The sequence below is a fragment of the Capnocytophaga sp. oral taxon 332 str. F0381 genome (assembly GCF_000318275.2).
Classification (GTDB): Bacteria; Bacteroidota; Bacteroidia; order Flavobacteriales; family Flavobacteriaceae; genus Capnocytophaga; species Capnocytophaga bilenii.
Genome location: NZ_KB291261.1, coordinates 47,371 through 66,165, shown reverse-complemented (window position 1 = coordinate 66,165; position 18,795 = coordinate 47,371). Strand labels below are relative to the sequence as shown.

At 36.9% G+C, this 18,795-nt stretch carries 16 protein-coding genes; 5 read left to right on the top strand and 11 right to left on the bottom strand.

Annotated features, from left to right (window positions below):
• Window positions 1-105: 105 nt before the first annotated feature.
• The 6 genes from HMPREF9075_RS01595 to HMPREF9075_RS01570 form a co-directional block, all read right to left on the bottom strand.
• Entirely contained in the window at window positions 106-1,521 is a 1,416-nt protein-coding gene (locus HMPREF9075_RS01595; RefSeq protein WP_009751242.1) for a S1C family serine protease, read from the bottom strand.
• Window positions 1,522-1,641: 120 nt separating this feature from the next.
• Window positions 1,642-3,225 (bottom strand): phosphoenolpyruvate carboxykinase (ATP), encoded by a 1,584-nt coding sequence (pckA, locus tag HMPREF9075_RS01590; protein WP_009751241.1) that lies wholly within the window; start codon window positions 3,223-3,225, stop codon window positions 1,642-1,644.
• Window positions 3,226-3,488: 263 nt separating this feature from the next.
• Window positions 3,489-4,802 carry a DUF4302 domain-containing protein gene (locus tag HMPREF9075_RS01585; RefSeq protein WP_009751240.1) on the bottom strand — a complete coding sequence of 438 codons (1,314 nt, stop codon included), beginning with the start codon at window positions 4,800-4,802 and terminating at the stop codon, window positions 3,489-3,491.
• Between the two features lie 2 nt (window positions 4,803-4,804).
• Window positions 4,805-5,890 carry a substrate import-associated zinc metallohydrolase lipoprotein gene (locus HMPREF9075_RS01580; protein ID WP_009751239.1) on the bottom strand — a complete coding sequence of 362 codons (1,086 nt, stop codon included), beginning with the start codon at window positions 5,888-5,890 and terminating at the stop codon, window positions 4,805-4,807.
• A 32-nt stretch (window positions 5,891-5,922) separates the two neighbouring features.
• On the bottom strand, window positions 5,923-7,557 hold the full coding sequence (locus HMPREF9075_RS01575) for a RagB/SusD family nutrient uptake outer membrane protein (RefSeq protein ID WP_009751238.1): 1,635 nt from the start codon (window positions 7,555-7,557) through the stop codon (window positions 5,923-5,925).
• Between the two features lie 26 nt (window positions 7,558-7,583).
• On the bottom strand, window positions 7,584-10,514 hold the full coding sequence (locus HMPREF9075_RS01570; protein WP_232305036.1) for a SusC/RagA family TonB-linked outer membrane protein: 2,931 nt from the start codon (window positions 10,512-10,514) through the stop codon (window positions 7,584-7,586).
• Window positions 10,515-10,591: 77 nt separating this feature from the next.
• Between HMPREF9075_RS01570 and HMPREF9075_RS01565 the strand changes: the two genes are divergently transcribed.
• On the top strand, window positions 10,592-11,548 hold the full coding sequence (locus tag HMPREF9075_RS01565) for an acyltransferase family protein (protein WP_009751236.1): 957 nt from the start codon (window positions 10,592-10,594) through the stop codon (window positions 11,546-11,548).
• On the opposite strand, the gene HMPREF9075_RS01560 is transcribed toward HMPREF9075_RS01565, so the two are convergent.
• Window positions 11,545-12,297: a DUF4369 domain-containing protein gene (locus HMPREF9075_RS01560; protein WP_009751235.1), complete on the bottom strand. Its 753-nt coding sequence runs from the start codon at window positions 12,295-12,297 to the stop codon at window positions 11,545-11,547. The two genes, HMPREF9075_RS01565 and HMPREF9075_RS01560, sit on opposite strands and share 4 nt — an antisense overlap.
• A 179-nt stretch (window positions 12,298-12,476) precedes the next feature.
• On the opposite strand from HMPREF9075_RS01560, the gene HMPREF9075_RS01555 reads away from it, so the two are divergent.
• Window positions 12,477-12,710, top strand: coding sequence for a MoaD/ThiS family protein (locus HMPREF9075_RS01555; protein ID WP_009751234.1), 234 nt, complete (start codon window positions 12,477-12,479; stop codon window positions 12,708-12,710).
• A 27-nt stretch (window positions 12,711-12,737) separates the two neighbouring features.
• Here HMPREF9075_RS01555 and moaCB read toward each other — a convergent pair whose 3' ends face one another.
• The 4 genes from moaCB to HMPREF9075_RS13045 all read right to left on the bottom strand — a co-directional run bounded on the left by moaCB (window position 12,738) and on the right by HMPREF9075_RS13045 (window position 15,403).
• Window positions 12,738-13,643, bottom strand: coding sequence for a bifunctional molybdenum cofactor biosynthesis protein MoaC/MoaB (moaCB, locus tag HMPREF9075_RS01550; RefSeq protein WP_009751233.1), 906 nt, complete (start codon window positions 13,641-13,643; stop codon window positions 12,738-12,740).
• Window positions 13,644-13,654: 11 nt separating this feature from the next.
• Complete coding sequence (locus HMPREF9075_RS01545) at window positions 13,655-14,089, bottom strand: molybdenum cofactor biosynthesis protein MoaE (RefSeq protein ID WP_009751232.1); 435 nt, start codon at window positions 14,087-14,089, stop codon at window positions 13,655-13,657.
• An 11-nt stretch (window positions 14,090-14,100) separates the two neighbouring features.
• Window positions 14,101-15,168, bottom strand: coding sequence for a ThiF family adenylyltransferase (locus tag HMPREF9075_RS01540; RefSeq protein ID WP_009751231.1), 1,068 nt, complete (start codon window positions 15,166-15,168; stop codon window positions 14,101-14,103).
• Window positions 15,169-15,265: 97 nt separating this feature from the next.
• Window positions 15,266-15,403 (bottom strand): hypothetical protein, encoded by a 138-nt coding sequence (locus HMPREF9075_RS13045; protein WP_157049193.1) that lies wholly within the window; start codon window positions 15,401-15,403, stop codon window positions 15,266-15,268.
• A gap of 108 nt (window positions 15,404-15,511) precedes the next feature.
• On the opposite strand from HMPREF9075_RS13045, the gene HMPREF9075_RS01535 reads away from it, so the two are divergent.
• Genes HMPREF9075_RS01535 through ribB form a run of 3 tightly spaced genes read left to right on the top strand, consistent with a single transcriptional unit; the run spans window position 15,512 to window position 18,772 of the window.
• A complete protein-coding gene (locus tag HMPREF9075_RS01535; RefSeq protein WP_009751229.1) occupies window positions 15,512-17,065 on the top strand; it encodes a helicase HerA-like domain-containing protein in 1,554 nt (517 codons plus the stop codon).
• A complete protein-coding gene (locus tag HMPREF9075_RS01530) occupies window positions 17,065-17,613 on the top strand; it encodes a hypothetical protein (RefSeq protein ID WP_009751228.1) in 549 nt (182 codons plus the stop codon). The genes HMPREF9075_RS01535 and HMPREF9075_RS01530 overlap by 1 nt, the downstream gene beginning before the upstream one ends.
• A gap of 34 nt (window positions 17,614-17,647) precedes the next feature.
• A complete protein-coding gene (ribB, locus tag HMPREF9075_RS01525; RefSeq protein WP_009751227.1) occupies window positions 17,648-18,772 on the top strand; it encodes a 3,4-dihydroxy-2-butanone-4-phosphate synthase in 1,125 nt (374 codons plus the stop codon).
• The last annotated feature ends 23 nt before the right edge of the window (window positions 18,773-18,795 follow it).

Sequence of the window (18,795 nt, the reverse complement as noted above, 5' to 3'; positions counted from 1 at the left end):
ATAACATTTATCTCAATATTACCAAATATTTAACCTTTTGTTTTGTTAAAAAAATAAGGCTATACAAGATTTTCCAACACTCTTGTATAGCCTTATTTCATTCATTTAAAAGAAGAACCGCTCTTTTTCGCCTCTATCATTTAACAATTCTAATGAATTACGACTGTTAGATGACAAACTTCCCATTATGTTTTTGAGCTCATCTACATCTTTGAAGCTCTTACCATTCACTGAAAGTAGTACTTTTCCTACAATACTAAGGTTGTTGTACTCGTAAAATTGCGAAGCTCCCGTTATTTTAACTCCCGTTTTAGTTTTAAAACGTTTTTGGTCTGCTTCCGATAAGTTCTTTACCTCCAAGCCTAAAGCATTAAGCACATAAGTACTATTCTTCATCAGAGTAATATTGGCAGTTTGATTCTTGCCATTGCGCTCATAAATAACTTTTAACACATCACCAGGTCGTTTAGAAGCTATATAGCCACTAAGGTCTGAATATTTGTGTATTGTTACATTATCTATCTGCTTGATAATATCACCTTTTTTAAGCCCAACCTTGCCTGCTCCCGAATCTTCCTCTACTGTTTCTATGTAAAAACCTTCTGTGTCTTTGATATTCAGCTTTTTAGCACTTTCCGAATCCAAATCAGTACCACGTACCCCCATTACACCTCGTTGTACGTTACCGTATTCTATAAGGTCTTCCACTACTTTTTTAGCAATATTACTTGGCACTGCAAACGAATATCCCATATACACCCCCGTAGTTGATGAAATAGCCGTATTGATACCTATCAGGTCGCCATTTAGGTTTACCAAGGCACCACCACTATTTCCCATATTTACTACGGCATCTGTTTGTATAAACGATTCTATTTTATCACTTCCTCGTTCACTGATATTACGTGCTTTAGCACTGATAATCCCCGCAGTAACTGTTGAGTTTAGGTTAAAAGGATTTCCCACTGCCAGCACCCACTCCCCTACTTGAGTATTATCAGAGTCGGCAAAAGTAAGGAAAGGTAATTTTTCTTCAGCTTCAATTTTTAGTAAAGCTATATCCGATGATGTATCTGTTCCTATAAGTTTTGCAGTATACGTTTTGTTGTTGTTTAAAGTTACCTCTAGGGTAGTTGCGTTAGCAATCACGTGATTGTTTGTTACTATATAGCCGTCAGGCGTGATTATCACTCCAGAACCCGTACCCACTTGTGTTTGTTCTCCTCCTCTATTGCCGTAAAAAAGATCAAAGATAGAGGTAATATTCCCTTGTGATTTCACCGTATTTTTCACGTGCACCACACTATTCACAGTTTTATTGGCAGCATCCACAAAGTTTGTTTCGCCCAGCACCGCCTTATTTGGGGTCGTATGATTCGTTTGTACAATTGCCGGACGTGACAATAATTCAAGTGCCGACTGTTTTGCATCTTGTTTGTCTATAAAAATTTTGTAACCTCCTAAGGTTAAAGCACCACCCAATATAGCGGCTGATACTACATTTGCATAATTCTTTATCATATTCTTTGTTTTAGTGTTTATCCTTAATCTATTAGGCAACAACTGTGCCAAAGTGATAAAGAAAAAAGCTGCTGCTTTGTGTAGCAACAGCTTTTTTTAGTTTATAAGGCAAAACAAAAATTACAATTTAGGCGCACCTGCCAATACATCAGCATCCGCTCCTTCAGCAAAGTTTTTCTTTTTGAAGTTTTCTACGAATGATTCTGCCAATTCTTTTAGTTTTGCATTGAATTGTCCTTTGTCTTCCCAAGTGTTTTCTGGGTTCAAAATGCTTTGGTCTGATACCCCTTCGCAAGCTTGTGGTACTTCAAAACCAAAGATAGGCAATTTCTTGTACTCAACGTTATTTAATTTGCCGTTAAGTGCTGCTGTAATAAGCGCACGAGTATCTTTTAGGCTACATCTTTTCATTTTTCCGTTGTAACCAGTGTTCACCAACCATACGTTCACGCCAGTCTCTTTAATTTTGCTTGCCAAACGTTTTCCGTATTCAGCTGGGTGCAATGGCATAAATGCCGCTCCAAAACAAGCTGAGAACGTTTTTTGTGGTGTAGTAATACCTACCTCAGTACCAGCTACTTTTGAAGTATAGCCCGATACAAACTGATAAGCTGCTTGCTCAGGGGTTAATTTTGAAATTGGAGGCAATACCCCATAAGCATCAAAAGTAAGGAAGAAAATATTTTTAGGATTATGTCCTATTGAACCTGGTTGTATGTTAGCAATGTGGTAAATAGGATATGAAACACGAGTGTTTTCAGTAATGTCTGTACGAGCAAAATCTACCACTCCTTTTTCATCCATAATTACGTTTTCAAGGATAGCTCCTTTCTTAATAGCTCCAAAAATTTCAGGTTCTTTTTCTGCTGTAAGGTCTACTACTTTAGCATAGCAACCTCCTTCAAAGTTAAACACTGTATTTTCAGGAGTCCATCCGTGCTCGTCATCACCTATTAAGTGACGGTTAGGGTCTGCTGAAAGGGTAGTTTTCCCGGTACCAGACAAACCAAAGAAGATAGCAGTATCACCATCTTTACCCACGTTAGCAGAACAGTGCATTGGCATAGTGTTGCGGAACACAGGCAATTCAAAGTTCATAGCCGAGAAGATACCTTTCTTAATTTCTCCTGTATAACCAGTACCACCTATCAAGGCAATCTTTTTAGTAAAGTTAAGAATTGCAAAGTTAGCTTGGCGAGTTCCATCTACTGCTGGGTCTGCAAGAAAACCTGGTGCATTCACCACCAACCAATCTTCTTTAAATGAAGCCAATTCACTATCCTCTATGCGCAAAAACATATTAAAGGCAAAAAGATTGCTCCAAGGAAGTTCTGTAATCGTACGAATGTTTGTGCGATACTTAGGATCTGCACACACATAACCATCGTGCACATAAATTTCCTTTGATGAAAGGTAAGCCACAACCTTGTCATATAGTTTGTCAAACTTGTCGGCATCAAAAGGAATGTTGATGTCGCCCCACCACACACGGTCTTTTGTGATGTCGTCTTTTACAATAAAACGGTCTTTAGGCGAACGACCTGTAAACTTACCAGTGTTAATGGCAATTGCTCCTGACGAAGCCTCAACTCCCAATTTCTTGTCTAAAGTTTCTTGGTGTAGTTCGTCAGCTGAAAGTTGGTAACGAACATTAGCATTCTTAATTCCGTATTTATCTACGGAAAGTGTTTTTGAATTACTCATAATGTCTCAATTTATTTAGAAATCTGTAATTTACAATCCCTCAATCTCGCAAATTTCCTAAAAAGAAACTTACTGCGAATATGAAATAGAGCCAACTCACAAAATTCTTTTACCAAAACTTTTTTCAAACTTTCACCTAAAAAGCACCTTTTATTGTGCGTTTAACTCTATCTCCTAAATATGCTGCAAATGTACGCATATATTTTTTAATAACAAAATATTTTTAGCATTTTTTTTGGCTAAAATAATATTTTTTTAGCAACTTATTGTGCCACATAAAACCACACTTCACTATTACGCGCACTCGTAAATAAATAGTAACCATTTTGCTGGTCTTCTACCGTATACGGACTGAACTTCGCCAACTGCAAAAACAAACTTTTTACACTTGAAAAAAAGTACAAACTATTGTATTCTTTCTCCAAAGTATCTCTAAAAAGTATCTCCACTTGGTTCGGCTTCCCTGCTATCCCCACAAATTCCGATTCGTAATAACAAGTATAACCACTCACTTCAGCATAAAATTGTGATACACTTGTACCGTCATTCCCCACCGATAATGGTAAAAAATAAAGTGCATCCGATAACACAAAATTACTACCAAACTCTCTTGTAATAGCTCTCTTTCGTCTGTTGAAATAGGTTAGTAAACTTGGCGATACCCATCCCGTTAAAAAATTTATCCTATGTGCATTATTAGTAGGAATAAAAGCAGGATTTACAAAATTAATACTTATAGAACCATCTGCCGTAGTAAGTCCTGTTTTAGTATCATTAATATAAAATTCACTAAAGGTAACTCCATTGATAGTTATAGGTTCGTAAAGCTTAAACCCTTTTTCAGTAATAGCAAAGGCTCTTTGGTCATATTTCTGATTATTATCCCACAAAAAAGCAAGTTGCCTATAACTAGAGAAAAATTTCAGCGTTACTTCAGTACCATTTGCCATAATAGGAGTTAATGCCTTGTTTTTTAATGTATTTGTGTTCTCACGTAACTTATTCAAAAAACTCTCCCTATTCCCTTCTAATTTTTTCAAAGTCGCAAGGTTGTTAGATTTTCTCCCTCTCAACATTAAAACCCCATTTTCTTCTTTCAAGATTACAAATTCTGTTTCTCCTCCTCGTCCTGAAGGAAAATTATTTGTAACGTATGAAAAATGGTGTAGTGAACTATCATAAGTTTCAAAACTCAAAGTAGGTCCCTCTGTAGTTGTATAGCTAAAGTATGAACTACTCTCATTATTATTAGCTTTCACTTCCGATGAGGAGGTTACCATTCCTTCGTTAAACTTTAATACAGTGCTATATCCACCTATGCTACGAGGGTAGCGAGGATAGTCTCGTTCAGTTGCAAAAACAGTAGGATTATATGGGTATGCCCAAAAAGCTGTATTATTTACACCTGGGTAACTCGTTAGCACCCAATAGGTACCAGGAGTTTCCAATAAGTCCTTATAAGTTTGTAGCACTTCCACACTCCGTTCCGATGGTTTCTTGCTAAACAATTCTTTTTCTTTATAATCACAGCTCGTAAAAGTGAGAAGAGCAAATGCTATGTATATATATCTTTTCATCGTTAATTGTCATTTAAAATTGAAAAATCTTTTCTTTGTACAGGCACACCGTCAAAAGTCTTTCCTGCTACATAAGGATAACGACTGCGTATTTCAGCGCGAAACTCATCAAGATTGATATTCCAAGTGTTGCTAAGATATTGTTTCATAATAGCCATTTTTTGCTCTATCTTTTCTTTACCTGTATATCGTTCTGTATCCCTTATTTTTACATTAGCTTCTGCTAACACCTCTTCCCATACACTTGCCGACTCATAACCTGCTGTATTACCATAGTTTACAAACTTAGCTTTCCAAGCTGTATATAACGCATCGTCAAAACCATCTCCATCGGTATCCAAACTGCTATCGCTGGTAGCACAACCACAGTCCAACGAAGCATTGTAATACACTATATAACGTGCCAATAACTCTACAAAATCCTCATCGTGGTCAAAGCTCGAATAAGCTGTAATAAATCCTGCTTTCAAATAATCCTTAGTACTTCCCCAGTAAGAAAAACAATTACCTCCTTGGTAGTCGTTTAGTGATATTTTTTCATAATCAGTACCATACAACACCGATTGGTGTAATGTATGCGAATTTTCGTGGTATAGCGTAACCAATAGGTTATCGTTTAGCCAATAAATATTATTAGGCTCTATGTTGTTTATCTCGGTTAAGTGTACTTTAGTCCCTGCCATAGCAAGTCCCACATTTTTAGAGCCATCAGTGTTAAAAGCTGGCTGTCCCAACAATACAAGTGTATTGAAAGAATGTTCTTTCAAAAACCTTTGTGAAGTAATTTTCACATAAGGCTCTATGAATAAGTATTTAAATACATTTACAAATTCTACTGCCTTATCGTATTGTGTAGGTGTATAGGGATACTCTCGGTTAATAAACTTTTTATCTTGAAATCGATACACTACCTCTATACCGTAAGGTCCCGCAATGTATTTGTCTAAATATTTATCCAATCGGTTTTGAGGATTCAAAGGGCGTTGAGGAGTAGCGTTTTCTTTCATCACCTCCTCAGGAATTATATCATCGTTATCACAGCCCATAAAGCTGAGTGCAACGAGCAAAGGAAATATTATTTTTCTCATAACGGTCTCTTTTTTAAATTATTTCTAAAAGGTTATCTCGGGTTTGCTTGCATCCCTGCCCCAATGGCTGCATCGGGTAGTTGTAGCGTGCGTCTTAAGTCGTTAGGAGGCAAAATAGCTTTAATAGTAGAAAGGTTTCTATCACTATTATCGCGCTCATAGCGAGCCACTTCTATATTGTAACGGCGTATATCTTGCCAGCGTAAGCCTTCACCCAAAGTAAGGATACGCCTACATTGTAGTACATAGTGTAATAAAGGTTCTTGTATACCGTCATTTACTATTGTAAATGAGGGTGATAAACGTTTCTTCTGGGTGGCACCATTGTTAGTAGCTGTAGATGAATATTCCAGTCCGTTATAAAAATCAACAATTTCTTGTTGTGTAAATTCGTTCTTGCTGGTATATCCTCCTATGGTTACATCTTTTTTTATAAATTTAGCCGTCCACATATTCAGGTCGGTAATGGCACTTTGATATTGTTGCAAATGTATTTTAGCTTCTGCACGCACCAATAGCGTTTCATCTGTAGTAAAAGGCACCATTATACTCTTTGTTGTGTTGGCACCCATTTCTGTTTTAGCAGTAAATTTAGGAAATTTATCCAGTACTACCCCATCAGCTCGGGCACTAGTAGGTATAAAAGGCTCAAAATAGTAGTAATTAAATACAAAATTAGTACTTGATTGTCTTTGTTGATACCACACATTGGCAGTTACCAAAGTTTCTTCACTATTAGTACGCCTATTATGTACAAACCGAACAGTATAAGGATTGAAATACAAAACCGAAATATCTGAATTTACAGGTAAAAGTAATAAATTAGCAATATGGCTTTCTTTAGTATAGTAAATTGCAAACCTACCAAATACTTTTCCTCCAGTTTTATTAGCATCGGTAAAATCGCTCCAGTTGCGCAATAAGCCTGCCGTAGTAGCATTATTAGTAGTTAGTACTACATTAGCAGCATCTAAGGATTTTTGCCATTGTTGATAGTACAAATAAAAACGTGCTGCAAACGCATAAGCCGCTTTTTTATTGAAGTGATATTTAGGCGTTTTATAATAGCTATCGTTTATCAGTGGTAAGCCTGCTGTTAGGTCTGCATCTATTTTGGCATATACCTCAGCCACAGTACCCCTATCGTATTTAGGAAAAAGTTTTTCTTCGGGACGCAACATATAAGGAATACCCAAATCGGTAGCGCTGGTGGTAAGATTATAAGGTTTTGAAAAAAGATTAACTAGTACAAAGTGAGCATAAGCTCTTGCCAATAAGGCTTCTCCTTTGCTCGCTTTCACTTCAGCAGAGTTACCCATCTTCTCAAGGGCTTCCAATGCTGTATTAGCTGTATTAATCGCTTGGTAGTGAGCTGTCCAAACGTTTTGTAACCCATCTTTATTAGAGTATTCTTTTATCACCTGCCAATACGAAGCCTCTACACTCAAGTAGTTTGCATTAGATATAATAGTACCATTATCATCTATATTGTCTGATGATAACTCACTAATAAGTGCTTCACTACTTTTAGGATAGGCATTAGTAAGCAAGCGGCGCGCTTTTTCGGGAGTATCTATGCGCACTTGGTTATCAGGTATTTCATCTAACAGATTGTTACAAGCAGTTAAACTACAAGCCGTTAGTATTAGGGTATATATCTTTTTCATCATATGCTAAGTTTAAATGTTAAGTATTAAAGTCCTACACGTAATGTAAAAATCAATCGTTTAGGCTGAATAGGTGTACCAGTCGCCAAATAGTCAGGGTCATCACCATTCAATTTTTTATCAGCATATAGTAGAGCAAGGTTAGTACCTTGTACTTTGATACTCAGCTGGCGAAGGTGATTTCTCTTCAAGAAGTCTTTATCAAAAGTATAGCCTATAGAAATCTCTTTCAAGCGTATATTATCACCTTTAGCAATACGAATATCAGTATAATCATAAGTGCTATAAGCTCGTACTAAAGGATCTCTTTGATATTGCTCAAGCATATAAGAGGTAAATGTCCTTGGCATATTAGTTATTTTTTCATCACCTTCTTTTAGCCAACGATTATTTACTTCACGAGGGGCAGAACCATATTCAGTAACATAAGCATTAATAATCTTGCTAAGACGTACTACGTTACCGTAAGAATACGTAAATACCACACCTAATGACAATCCTTTATAGGTAAATGAATTGCTCAAACTTCCTTTATCGGTAGGAATGAGTGTACCCGAGTATTTAAGAAAGTCTACATTTCGGCTGTCAAAACTTATACCACTCATAGTAGGGTTCCCGTCAGCTCCCATAAAGGTAGGTAGTCCTTTTTCGTTCAAACCGTTAAAAGGTACCGAAAAGAGTGAGTTCAGCGGATAACCTTCTTTTGCAAAACCTACAGAACCGTTAGAGGTAGAGTAGCCTGTCATATCCTTAATTGTAGGGGCAGTAAGTAGTTTGGTAATTTTATTAGTAGCACGAGAGTGAATAAACGACGTTTTCCAGCTGAAGTCTGCTGTTTTTATATTCGTAGTTTCTAACCCAAATTCCAAACCTTGAATACGCATCTCTGCCATATTTCCTTTTTTGGTTACGACACCTCCCACACCTTGTGTTGTAATGTTACCTATCAAGTCGTAGCTATTACGGTTAAACCACTCTGCCGATATATTGATGCGATTATTAAATAATCCAAATTGGGTACCGAGGTTTAACTCTTGGTTTTTCTCGTAAGTAAGGTCGTGATTGGCTGCATTTTTTATATATAAAGCCGTTTCACGCTCATTAGAGTTACGCCAAGGTATATCGGTGTAAATTTGAGAAAGCGAATTGGTAATTGAAGGTGATATTGCAGTTATCCCAAAAGATGCTTTAAATGATAAGTGTGAGAGAGGTTTAAGTTTAGGGAAGAAACTTTCATTGGTTACATTCCAGCTTACCCCCGTATTCCAAGTTGGCATCCAGCGTATATAACGCGATTCTGCAAATTTGTTAGACGCATCGTAGCGCAAAGTGCCGTTAAAGCTATAACGATTTAAAAACGTATAACTCATATTGCCAAAAAGTGCTTGGTTGTTATTCACTGTGTTGTTAATGGCGTAATAACCTTTATTTTCCTCTTGTCGTTTTTTGAAGAATAAATAAGAGTAATAACTATGGTTTCCAGAATTGTAAAGCACTCCATAATCTTCATTTTCATCTACGTGGCGTTTTGTATTGTCCATTTCAAAACCTGCCAACATTGTCAAGGCGTGCATACCATTTTTGAAACTATCATTGTAGCGTAAGGTCGTACGAAAGTTATTAGTAAAAGTAGAAGTTTCTCGTTTAGAACGTATTCCACCTTCTGGCAGTACCGAGATAGGCAAAGCAAAAGGATCATTAGGATCTTTATACAAATAAGTATTGTTACTGCGTATTATATCGGTGGACATTTCGCGATATGACATTGCTTCGTTTGAATTTTCAGTACGCTCAGTATTGCGTATGAGCGTTTGGTAACGCACAGCTCCCATCATAGCCGCTTCCAATTTGGCGTTTATTTTCCACGTAAGTTGTGCTTGCAAGCGCACATTAGAAGTATATTTGTTTCGGTAAGCATTATCTATCTCATTAAATATATTATAGGGAGTATGTCTGTAAGTGTAATAGGCTTTAGGGTCTAAAGTACGTGAATAACCCAAAGCATAGTTATACAAATCCTTCTCAGGGTCTCTTTCTTCTCTATACGACAAATCATTGATGATATTCAAGCGAAGTTTCTTTGATAGATTGTAGTTGGCATTTAAGTTACCCGCGTATTGTTGTAGCGTACTTCCTTTTGTCCATCCTGGGTCGTTTAGCATACTCAAGGCTGCATAATAGGTAGATTTTTCATTCCCCGAAGTAAAAGAAAGTGTATGATTTTGCATTATATTAGTTTGAAACAATTCATTAAACCAATTAGTATTTCTAAGAGCTGCTTCTCGCAAATATGCATTACGTCCTGCATCGGTATTAGGAACTATAGCATTACCATTAGCATCAAGTTCTCGGTAGAGTTTATACATTTTATAAATAAGCCCCGATTGAGCGTAATAATCATCTACCTTGAAGTGTCCATTCTCTATAAACTCCTTATATAGTATTGCCTGATTTTGTGAGTTCATAATATTGTATTGTCCATAGGTAGGAATAAACCTAAAGGTAGACTCATTGGTATAAGTTATATTACTACTACCTGTACTACCGCGTTTGGTGGTGATTACCACTACCCCACCAATAGCTCGCTGCCCATAAATAGCCGTTGCCGAAGCATCTTTCAGTATTCTAAAACTATCAATACTTTCAGCTGTAAGCCCTGGTATGGCAGAAGCTATAAGCATCTTAGCATCGTCCGATACCAAATCCTCAGGCTTAAGGTCTACTGTATCTTCCAAGATTACCCCATTGAGTACCCATAAAGGCTTGTTACTCCCCGAAATTGAAGTCTCACCCCTCGTATTGGTATTCATAGGCGTTTGGGCTGTAGCTGTTTGGGTAGTTTGCACCGTAGTTTTCGTTTGTTGAGCAAACAACGTACCTGCAGTAGCCAAACAAAGCAATAAAAATAATTTGTTCAGTTTTTCCATAGTCATTATTTTAGTTTTACTACCTATCATCTTTACATTCCTTTTTGCAGGTTCAGTATTTTTTAATACTTTTGTAAAGTAATACAATATTTATTATTTTTTTAACAATGAAACAACGTAATCTTCTTATTGATGTACTTAAAGGATTTACTATTATCTTAGTAGTAATGGGGCACGCCTCGCAATGGTTCTCAGGTGATGACCGTTCCAATCCTTTTTATGTAACTATCTACGCTTTTCATATGCCCTTATTTATGTTCCTATCAGGCTATGTGTGTTATAACAATCGTGGTGAAATAAACTTATTTAAACGTTTTCAAGTGCTGGTAATCCCTTTTTTTGTTTGGTTTTTTATCTCACTCGCCTTCCACAAAGAAATTATTTATCCCAATATAGTAATAGAAAAACTTCTCATTCTGCTAAAGAACCCTGCTAAGGGAATGTGGTTCTTATGGTTGTTGTTCTGGCAATGTGTGTTACTATATCTTGCTATTAAAGTCAACAAACAACGCGAAGTGTTTGTACTTATAGGGTTATGGAGTATCCTTATTTTCATTCATCGCATTTTAGGTGCTCCTATTCCTTTTTACGGACTTTCAGATTTATGTTGGTATCTTCTTTACTTTACAATAGGTTATGTACTACATAAATACGAACCCATTGCTATAAAAGTGATACGCCCTGCAGGCTGGTGCAGTTTGATCATTTTCCCTACCTTACTCTTCATTACTATAGATCCCGCAGAAAATCTATTTTATGCACTTCGTCTTTATTGTTTAGCACTATCAGGTACTTTTGCTTCCTATGTGTTTTGGGAATGGATAACCCAACGTAACAGCCTCTTAAAGCGATGCCTTGTCTATTTAGGAGGTATCTCGTTAGAAATATATGTTACACACTATTATTTTCGCTTTTTAAAACAATACATTACAAAATATATAGGTGATAATTTCTATATCAATGTAATTGTATTTACAGCTTTAGCTATTTTAGGTTGCGTACTTACCGAATTGCTCATTCGTCGTATCAAACCCTTGCGCCGTATTCTTTACGGACGCTTTTAGTTAGCATTCTCGTTTTCTTTTTCTTTTTCCCTATTCATTTCTCTTTTTCGTGATACCTCTATAAAGGTTTTAAATTCCTTGCCATAGGTAGAAGCAGCTACCTCTTTTGAAAGTTTGTTGTAAATAGAATCTAAGTATTTTACCCTTGTATTAGGTGCATCTACTAATACCACATAAGGTGTTATATACGAATCGGGGTGGGTAAGTGCGTAGTTCAGTACAAATAAATGTCTGCGAAAGTTATTCTTTTCAGATACTGTATTTAGTGAATCTACCAGCTTCATCTTCCCTGCTTTAAAAGCATTCACTTGTTTTTCTAATAATTCAGCATTTCTATTAGAAAACTGGCGCATCACTTTAGAGTATTCAGCGTATTGTTTTTGTGATTCAGAACCACTTACCCTCGCCTTTACCTCCAACATATCATACGAGCTATTAATTGTAATTTTCTTAGGCTCACCAAAGAACATCAATCTATCACCAAGGTCAGTGCCTGCTTGTTTGTGAAGGTCTAAGTAAAGGTAAAAAACTTCAGGTGTCTTTAAAGGCTGTTTAAAGCTAAATTTGCCACTGCCATTTGCCACTACCGAGTCTATATTTACGAGCTTATCTTTTATGTACTTCTGCAAATAGATAGTCCCTATTTTTAGCCCATTGATATCACCCTCCACTGTCATTGTATCCTTCTCTTCTGTATCATTACAACTAATTAAAAATAAAGCTGTTATGGCTATAAAAACTTTTTTCATAAAGGTATAGTAAAATTAATTGATGTGGCAAAAGTAATAAAAAAAATCATATTAGCAAGTTTTTATAACATTCAATCTGTAAAAAATACATTATATATAATCAATCCTATCTATCTATAAATAATTTTTGTATATTTGCACCCACTTGTATTACTTACAATTAATAACACATAGAAACAATGATACAAATTAAAATCTTTGGTAAGCTTACCGAGTTTTTCGGCACCGATACCTACAATACTTCTTTTGATAAAAAAACAGTAGCCGAGCTAAAAGCCCAGCTACATAATACTTTTCCTACCCTTGCTACAATGACCTACCTTGTGGTAGTAAATAACCAAAAAGCTAATGATGATACTATTATACCCGTCAATGCTTCATTAGCACTACTACCCCCTTATTCTGGAGGATAGAGAACACTTATTTTTCATCATTCACCACTAATCATGTCTTCCCCCTTTTAGCATCTTAAAGATGTGAAATACAGCAGGAAAAACAGCATCCATAGATTCGGTAGCACCTTTGGTAGAACCTGGCAAGGCAATTACCAAGCTATTACCTATGGTACCCGCTACACTGCGCGAAAGCATAGAATAAGGGGTGCGATCTTGCCCATAACTGCGAATAGTTTCGGCAATACCTTCAATTTCTCTATCCAACAGAGGGCGAACCGCTTCGGGAGTAACATCGCGAGGCGATAAGCCTGTGCCTCCTGTAATAAGTACTAACGAGGTGTTTTCGTTTACAGCTTGTTTTATATGGTTTTGTATATCAGCTACTTCATCAGGAATAATGGTATAAGTAGCAGGAACAGCATAGCGTTCTAAGTGTGCTAAAATCGCTTTCCCAGCTTTGTCTTCTTTTTTACCCGCTGCAATAGTATCAGAACATACTATTACTGCAGCAGTAAGCCCTTCAGTAGCTTCTTTATAGTCAGTTTTACCTCCTTTTTTCTCTACCAAGCGAATATTGCGTATTTCAATACCTTTATCAATAGGTTTTAGCATATCGTAAAGTGTAAGAGCTACTACCGAAGCAGCGTGCATAGCCTCTACTTCCACCCCTGTTTTGTAAATAGTATGTACTTCTACAAAAATGTGAATTTCTAATCCTTTTACCTCAAAACTAATATGCGTATATTCTATAGGTAACGGGTGGCAATCAGGAATCATATCACTTGTGCGTTTAGCAGCAAATAGTCCTGCTGTTTTGCTCATTTCAAACACGTTACCTTTAGGCACTTGATTGTTATTAATTGCAGTAATTGTAGCCTCGCTACTTACTGCCACTACTGCGGTTGCGATAGCTTTGCGCAGCGTATTACTTTTATGAGTTATATTTACCACAATTTTAATGTTTAATTATTTTCTTTCCACTGATGGCTACCATCTTCAAAAAGTTCTTTCCCAAAGATAGGCACTTCGTTTTTGATGCGATCTACGATTTCATCACAAGCCTGAATGGCAGCTTTGCGATGTGGAGCTGAAGTGAAAACAAAAAAACACACTTCACCTGCAGCAATTACACCCAATGAATGATGAATATGCGCACACGATAAACCATACTTTACAATAATTTCTTCACGTATTTCAGCAGCCTTTTGGTTTGCCATTTCTTCGTAAGCAGTAAATTCTATAGCACTTACTGTCTTGCCGTCAATTACATCGGCACGCACTTGTCCTAAAAAAATACTATGTCCGCCAATATCAGTTTTCACTTGGTGTTTAGCAATGCTATCAGCTACAGCGGTTGCTTGTATAGCTCCTTGTTTAAATATATTTTTTATCTTCATATTTCTTATTATTACACTAATGGTGAAAAGCCTTTTGTAAAACTTTTAAGTTCCTTTTCAGGGAAAAAGTGTTGCATAAATTTAAGTGCTTTTTTGCTTCTAACACCAGCTACGCACACAAAGCAAATTTTAGGGTAATCTTTCAGCTGTTCCCATTCATCAGGCAAGGTAGATAATGGAATTTCCAATACTTTGTACTTTTTTATCTTAGGCTGCTCATTGGCTTCGCGTACATCTACCAAGATAGCATTTTCATCAGCCAAAAAGCGTTCTAAACCGCTCACAGTATCAATATCTTCGTCTATACCTTGATGACAAAAAGATGGGTAATCGCAGTTTTGCACCTCTTCAACAGTTTTCGGTACATTTTGTTGTTCAGTTGCCATATATTGTATTTTTGTAAGTTGATAATTTTTAGTATTTACAATTAAAAGAGTATGTATTAGTACCTCATCAGAATGGGTAAGGAGTTTTATTACCTCATTGGCTTGCAAATGTGCTATAAATGACGATATAGTAGGCAGTACCCCCGCCTGATTGCAAGTAGGGATTTCCTCAGGTTGAGGAGCAGTAGGAAACACATCGCGATAAGTGGTAGTATAACCATTTTTAGGAACATTAAACACACTCACCTGACCTTCATATTGGTAAAGTGCCCCATATACTAAAGGCTTTTTAGCAATAGCACAAGCGTCGGATAATAAGTAACGAACCGCAAAATTATCAGTACAATCTACTACTATATCGTAAGGAGAAATTGTAGCAAATACGTTAGCATTAGTAAGCGTATAAGGGTAGGTAAGATATTGAATACTATCATTACGCGCTTTCAGGCGAGCCACAGCAGCTTCAGTTTTTAGTAAGCCTACCGAAGCCTTATCAAAAAGAAACTGACGGTGCAAGTTGTGTGCCTCTACCCTATCAAAATCAACCAGACCCAGCTTGCCAATACCCATTGAAGAGAGCAGCTGCAATACAGGGCAGCCCAATCCTCCTATACCTACCACCAGCACGCTTGCTTTTGATAAAAGTTCCTGATTATCAGCTCCAAAAAGCTGTATTTGTCGTGTATAATCCACTTAACAATCTCTTTATTAAAATTCAAGTGCAAAGATATAAAATAATGTTTAATTATCAATACCTAATGATTATTTTTTCTATTTGTCAATTCATAATTCATAATTCTTCCCAGCGAACCTTCAGCGAAGGATGAGCGAAGGATAAGCGAAGGATAAGGGGTAGATAAGGGGTAGATAAGGGGAGGATATGACAAAAGTCAGTGAGCTGGTGCAGCCGACAAACCAATATATTCATATCATATTTTTTTTATGCTATCTCTTTGTTTATTTCTATTTTTTTACTACCTTTGCCCGCTCAATGGGAGTAATTTATAACACTACTTAAATTCTAAAATCACAAAAAATGAATAAATTAGACGCTTTTAAAGAAACAATACACAACGGATATACTTTCAAGGGGGACTATATTACCTTAGGGAGTGCTGTTTATGAAGGGCAACCTCTTCAGAATGTATTCGTGAATATTCCTTTAAAAACGCTCAATAGGCACGGACTAATAGCAGGAGCTACAGGTACTGGTAAAACAAAAACCTTACAAGTAATGGCTGAGCATCTCTCAAAAAAAGGAGTGCCTGTATTGTTAATGGACATCAAAGGAGACCTTAGCGGCATCGGGGCTGCTGGTGAGGTAAAACCTTTTATTTTGGAACGTCTTCGCAAAATAGGGCTCGACTTCCAGCCTCAAGCCTTTCCTACCGAACTGCTTACTATTTCAAAACAAAAAGGCGTTCGCTTGCGCGCTACAGTATCCGAATTTGGAGCTGTTCTCTTATCGCGTATCTTAGACCTTAGCGATGTGCAAGAAGGTGTTTTAGCCGTTGTATTTAAATACTGCGATGACCATTCTCTACCCTTGTTAGACCTTAAAGACCTAAAAAAGGTACTTCAATACGCTACCGATGAGGGAAAAGCTTCTTTTGAAAAAGAATACGGTTCGGTAGCCAAAACCTCTACAAGTGCTATTTTACGCAAAATAACTGAATTGGAACATCAGGGAGGAGATCAGTTCTTTGGTGAGCTGAGTTTTGACCCACAAGACCTAATGCGCACCAACGAACAAGGTGAGGGTTACGTAAATATCATTCGCCTGACAGATATACAAGACCGCCCAAAGCTATTTTCTACCTTTATGCTCAGTTTATTAGGCGAAATATACACCACTTTCCCCGAAGTAGGTGATATGGCAAAGCCTAAATTGGTGATTTTTATAGACGAAGCTCACTTAATATTCAACGAGGCATCAAAAACATTGCTAAACCAATTAGAAAACATCGTAAAACTGATACGTTCTAAAGGTGTGGGGCTTATTTTTTGTACTCAAAACCCTACCGACATACCCGATGGCGTACTTTCACAGCTGGGTATGAAGGTACAACACGCCTTACGTGCCTTTACAGCCAAAGACCGTAAAGCCATTAAGCTCATAGCCGAAAACTACCCCTTATCCGACTATTTCGATACGGTAGAGGCACTAACAACATTAGGCACGGGCGAAGCTCTTATTACTGCTTTAAACGAAAAAGGAGTTCCTACCCCCTTGGCAGCTACAATGATGCGTGCGCCAATGAGCAAACTCGATATCCTTACCGATGAAGAAATAGACGCTCTTGTAAACAACTCGGCTTTAGTACGCAAATACAACGAAACCATAGACCGCGAAAGTGCTTATGAAATCCTCAACAAAAAAATAGATGAGGTGCACCAAGAAGAAGAAAAACAAAAAGAAGCTACACAAAGCAAAGAAACCGAAAAAACAAATACCACAAGCAAAGGAAAAACAAGTACTGCCAAAAAAACAACTTCTAATAGCACTACCAATAGTATTATAAAAATGGTTACAAGTGCTACTTTCATAAGAGGTGTTTTTGGTATATTAAATAAAATAATGAAAAAATAATGAAAAAGTACATCATCACTGCTATTACACTTTTAGGTATTATAGCTTGTAATAATAGCAAAAATGAATTTTTAATTACGAATAATAGTGTAGGTGGTATAGAAAAAAATACTCCTATACAGAAATTAGATTCTATTTTTGCAAAAGATTCAATTGTAAATTCTAATTTGGAAGGAGAATTGCGCTATGCAAGTACCGAACGCATTACAATATACAACAAAGAGGGTAATGAATTATTAGAAATTACTCCCAAAATAGATGAAAAGAACGAAAAATTGGTAGAATCAATCTTTGTTTTATCACCTTTATACGTTACTGAAAAGGGAATTTCGCTAAAAAGTACCTTTAAAGATGTAAAAGAAAAATATCCCGATATAGAGATAGAGCCCTCTATCAGCAGTATTATTGTAACTCCTAAGGGCAAAAACTACTATTTTACTTTTGATAAAACAGCATTGAAAAGTACTAACTTTGGGCTCAGCGACAGTGTGAGCGAAAACGACATTGAAGAGAGTGCTGTAATCACAAGAATAACGCTAAACTTTTAAGTAACAATCGTTACCCTATAAATTTTAAAAATAAATGAACACTTTTAAACTAAACAGCATAGAAGAAGCTGTTGAAGATATTAAAAAAGGGAAAGTAGTTATCGTAGTAGATGACGAAGATCGTGAAAATGAAGGAGACTTTGTAGCTGCGGCAGAAAAAGTTACTCCCGAAATGATTAACTTTATGATTACTCACGGGCGCGGGCTGGTATGTGCCCCGCTTACTGAAAAACGCTGTGCCGAGCTGGACTTACCTATGATGGTACAAAACAACACGGTATTGCACGAAACACAGTTTACAGTATCAGTAGATTTAAAAGGGCAAGGGTGCACTACAGGTATTTCAGCTTTTGACCGTGCCAAAACCATAAAAGCATTAGTAAATCCTGATACCAAGCCTTTTGACTTGGGTAGACCGGGGCACATATTCCCTTTACGTGCTAAAGAAGGAGGGGTATTGCGCCGTACAGGACACACCGAAGCAGCTATAGACCTTACTCGTATTGCAGGATTACAGCCTGCAGGTATATTGGTAGAAATACTAAACGAAGACGGCACTATGGCACGCTTGCCACAACTGACAGAAGTTGCTAAGAAATTTGACCTTAAAATTATATCAATAGAAGACCTGATTGCCTACCGTATGCGCAAAGATACTTTGGTAATTAAAAAAGAGGATTTTGCTTTGCAAACACCTTATGGCGAATTTCGTTTGCGTGCATACGAGCAAACTACAAATCACCAAATACACTTAGCTTTTACTAAAGGGTCTTGGAAGGCTGAAGAGCCTGTGCTCACAAGGGTACATTCATCATTCATCAGCAATGATATACTAGAAGTATTGGCAGGCGATAAAGATAACCCCTTAGAGCGTATTTTTAAGAAAATAAGCGAAGAAGGTAAAGGAGCGGTAATCGTTATCAATAAAGAAGGTTATTCGCAAAATTTATTACAGCGAATTACCGAAATGAAAGAACAACAGAAAGGGCATACACTTCCTAAAACCGACAAAGATACTAAGGACATAGGAATGGGTGCACAAATACTAAACGATTTGGGCATCAGGAAACTGCGATTGCTCACCAATTCTAAAAACGCTTCTAATTACGTAGGTATGTCGGGTTACGGATTGGAAATTACAGAGGAAATTCCATATTAATAATATTTACTTATTAAATTTAA

Coding starts and splice junctions, on each gene's coding strand:
- HMPREF9075_RS01595 (WP_009751242.1), bottom strand. CDS start 1,521: ATGATAAAGAATTATGCAAATGTAGTATCAGCCGCTATATTGGGTGGT.
- pckA (WP_009751241.1), bottom strand. CDS start 3,225: ATGAGTAATTCAAAAACACTTTCCGTAGATAAATACGGAATTAAGAAT.
- HMPREF9075_RS01585 (WP_009751240.1), bottom strand. CDS start 4,802: ATGAAAAGATATATATACATAGCATTTGCTCTTCTCACTTTTACGAGC.
- HMPREF9075_RS01580 (WP_009751239.1), bottom strand. CDS start 5,890: ATGAGAAAAATAATATTTCCTTTGCTCGTTGCACTCAGCTTTATGGGC.
- HMPREF9075_RS01575 (WP_009751238.1), bottom strand. CDS start 7,557: ATGAAAAAGATATATACCCTAATACTAACGGCTTGTAGTTTAACTGCT.
- HMPREF9075_RS01570 (WP_232305036.1), bottom strand. CDS start 10,514: ATGATAGGTAGTAAAACTAAAATAATGACTATGGAAAAACTGAACAAA.
- HMPREF9075_RS01565 (WP_009751236.1), top strand. CDS start 10,592: ATGAAACAACGTAATCTTCTTATTGATGTACTTAAAGGATTTACTATT.
- HMPREF9075_RS01560 (WP_009751235.1), bottom strand. CDS start 12,297: ATGAAAAAAGTTTTTATAGCCATAACAGCTTTATTTTTAATTAGTTGT.
- HMPREF9075_RS01555 (WP_009751234.1), top strand. CDS start 12,477: ATGATACAAATTAAAATCTTTGGTAAGCTTACCGAGTTTTTCGGCACC.
- HMPREF9075_RS01545 (WP_009751232.1), bottom strand. CDS start 14,089: ATGAAGATAAAAAATATATTTAAACAAGGAGCTATACAAGCAACCGCT.
- HMPREF9075_RS13045 (WP_157049193.1), bottom strand. CDS start 15,403: ATGAATATATTGGTTTGTCGGCTGCACCAGCTCACTGACTTTTGTCAT.
- HMPREF9075_RS01535 (WP_009751229.1), top strand. CDS start 15,512: ATGAATAAATTAGACGCTTTTAAAGAAACAATACACAACGGATATACT.
- HMPREF9075_RS01530 (WP_009751228.1), top strand. CDS start 17,065: ATGAAAAAGTACATCATCACTGCTATTACACTTTTAGGTATTATAGCT.
- ribB (WP_009751227.1), top strand. CDS start 17,648: ATGAACACTTTTAAACTAAACAGCATAGAAGAAGCTGTTGAAGATATT.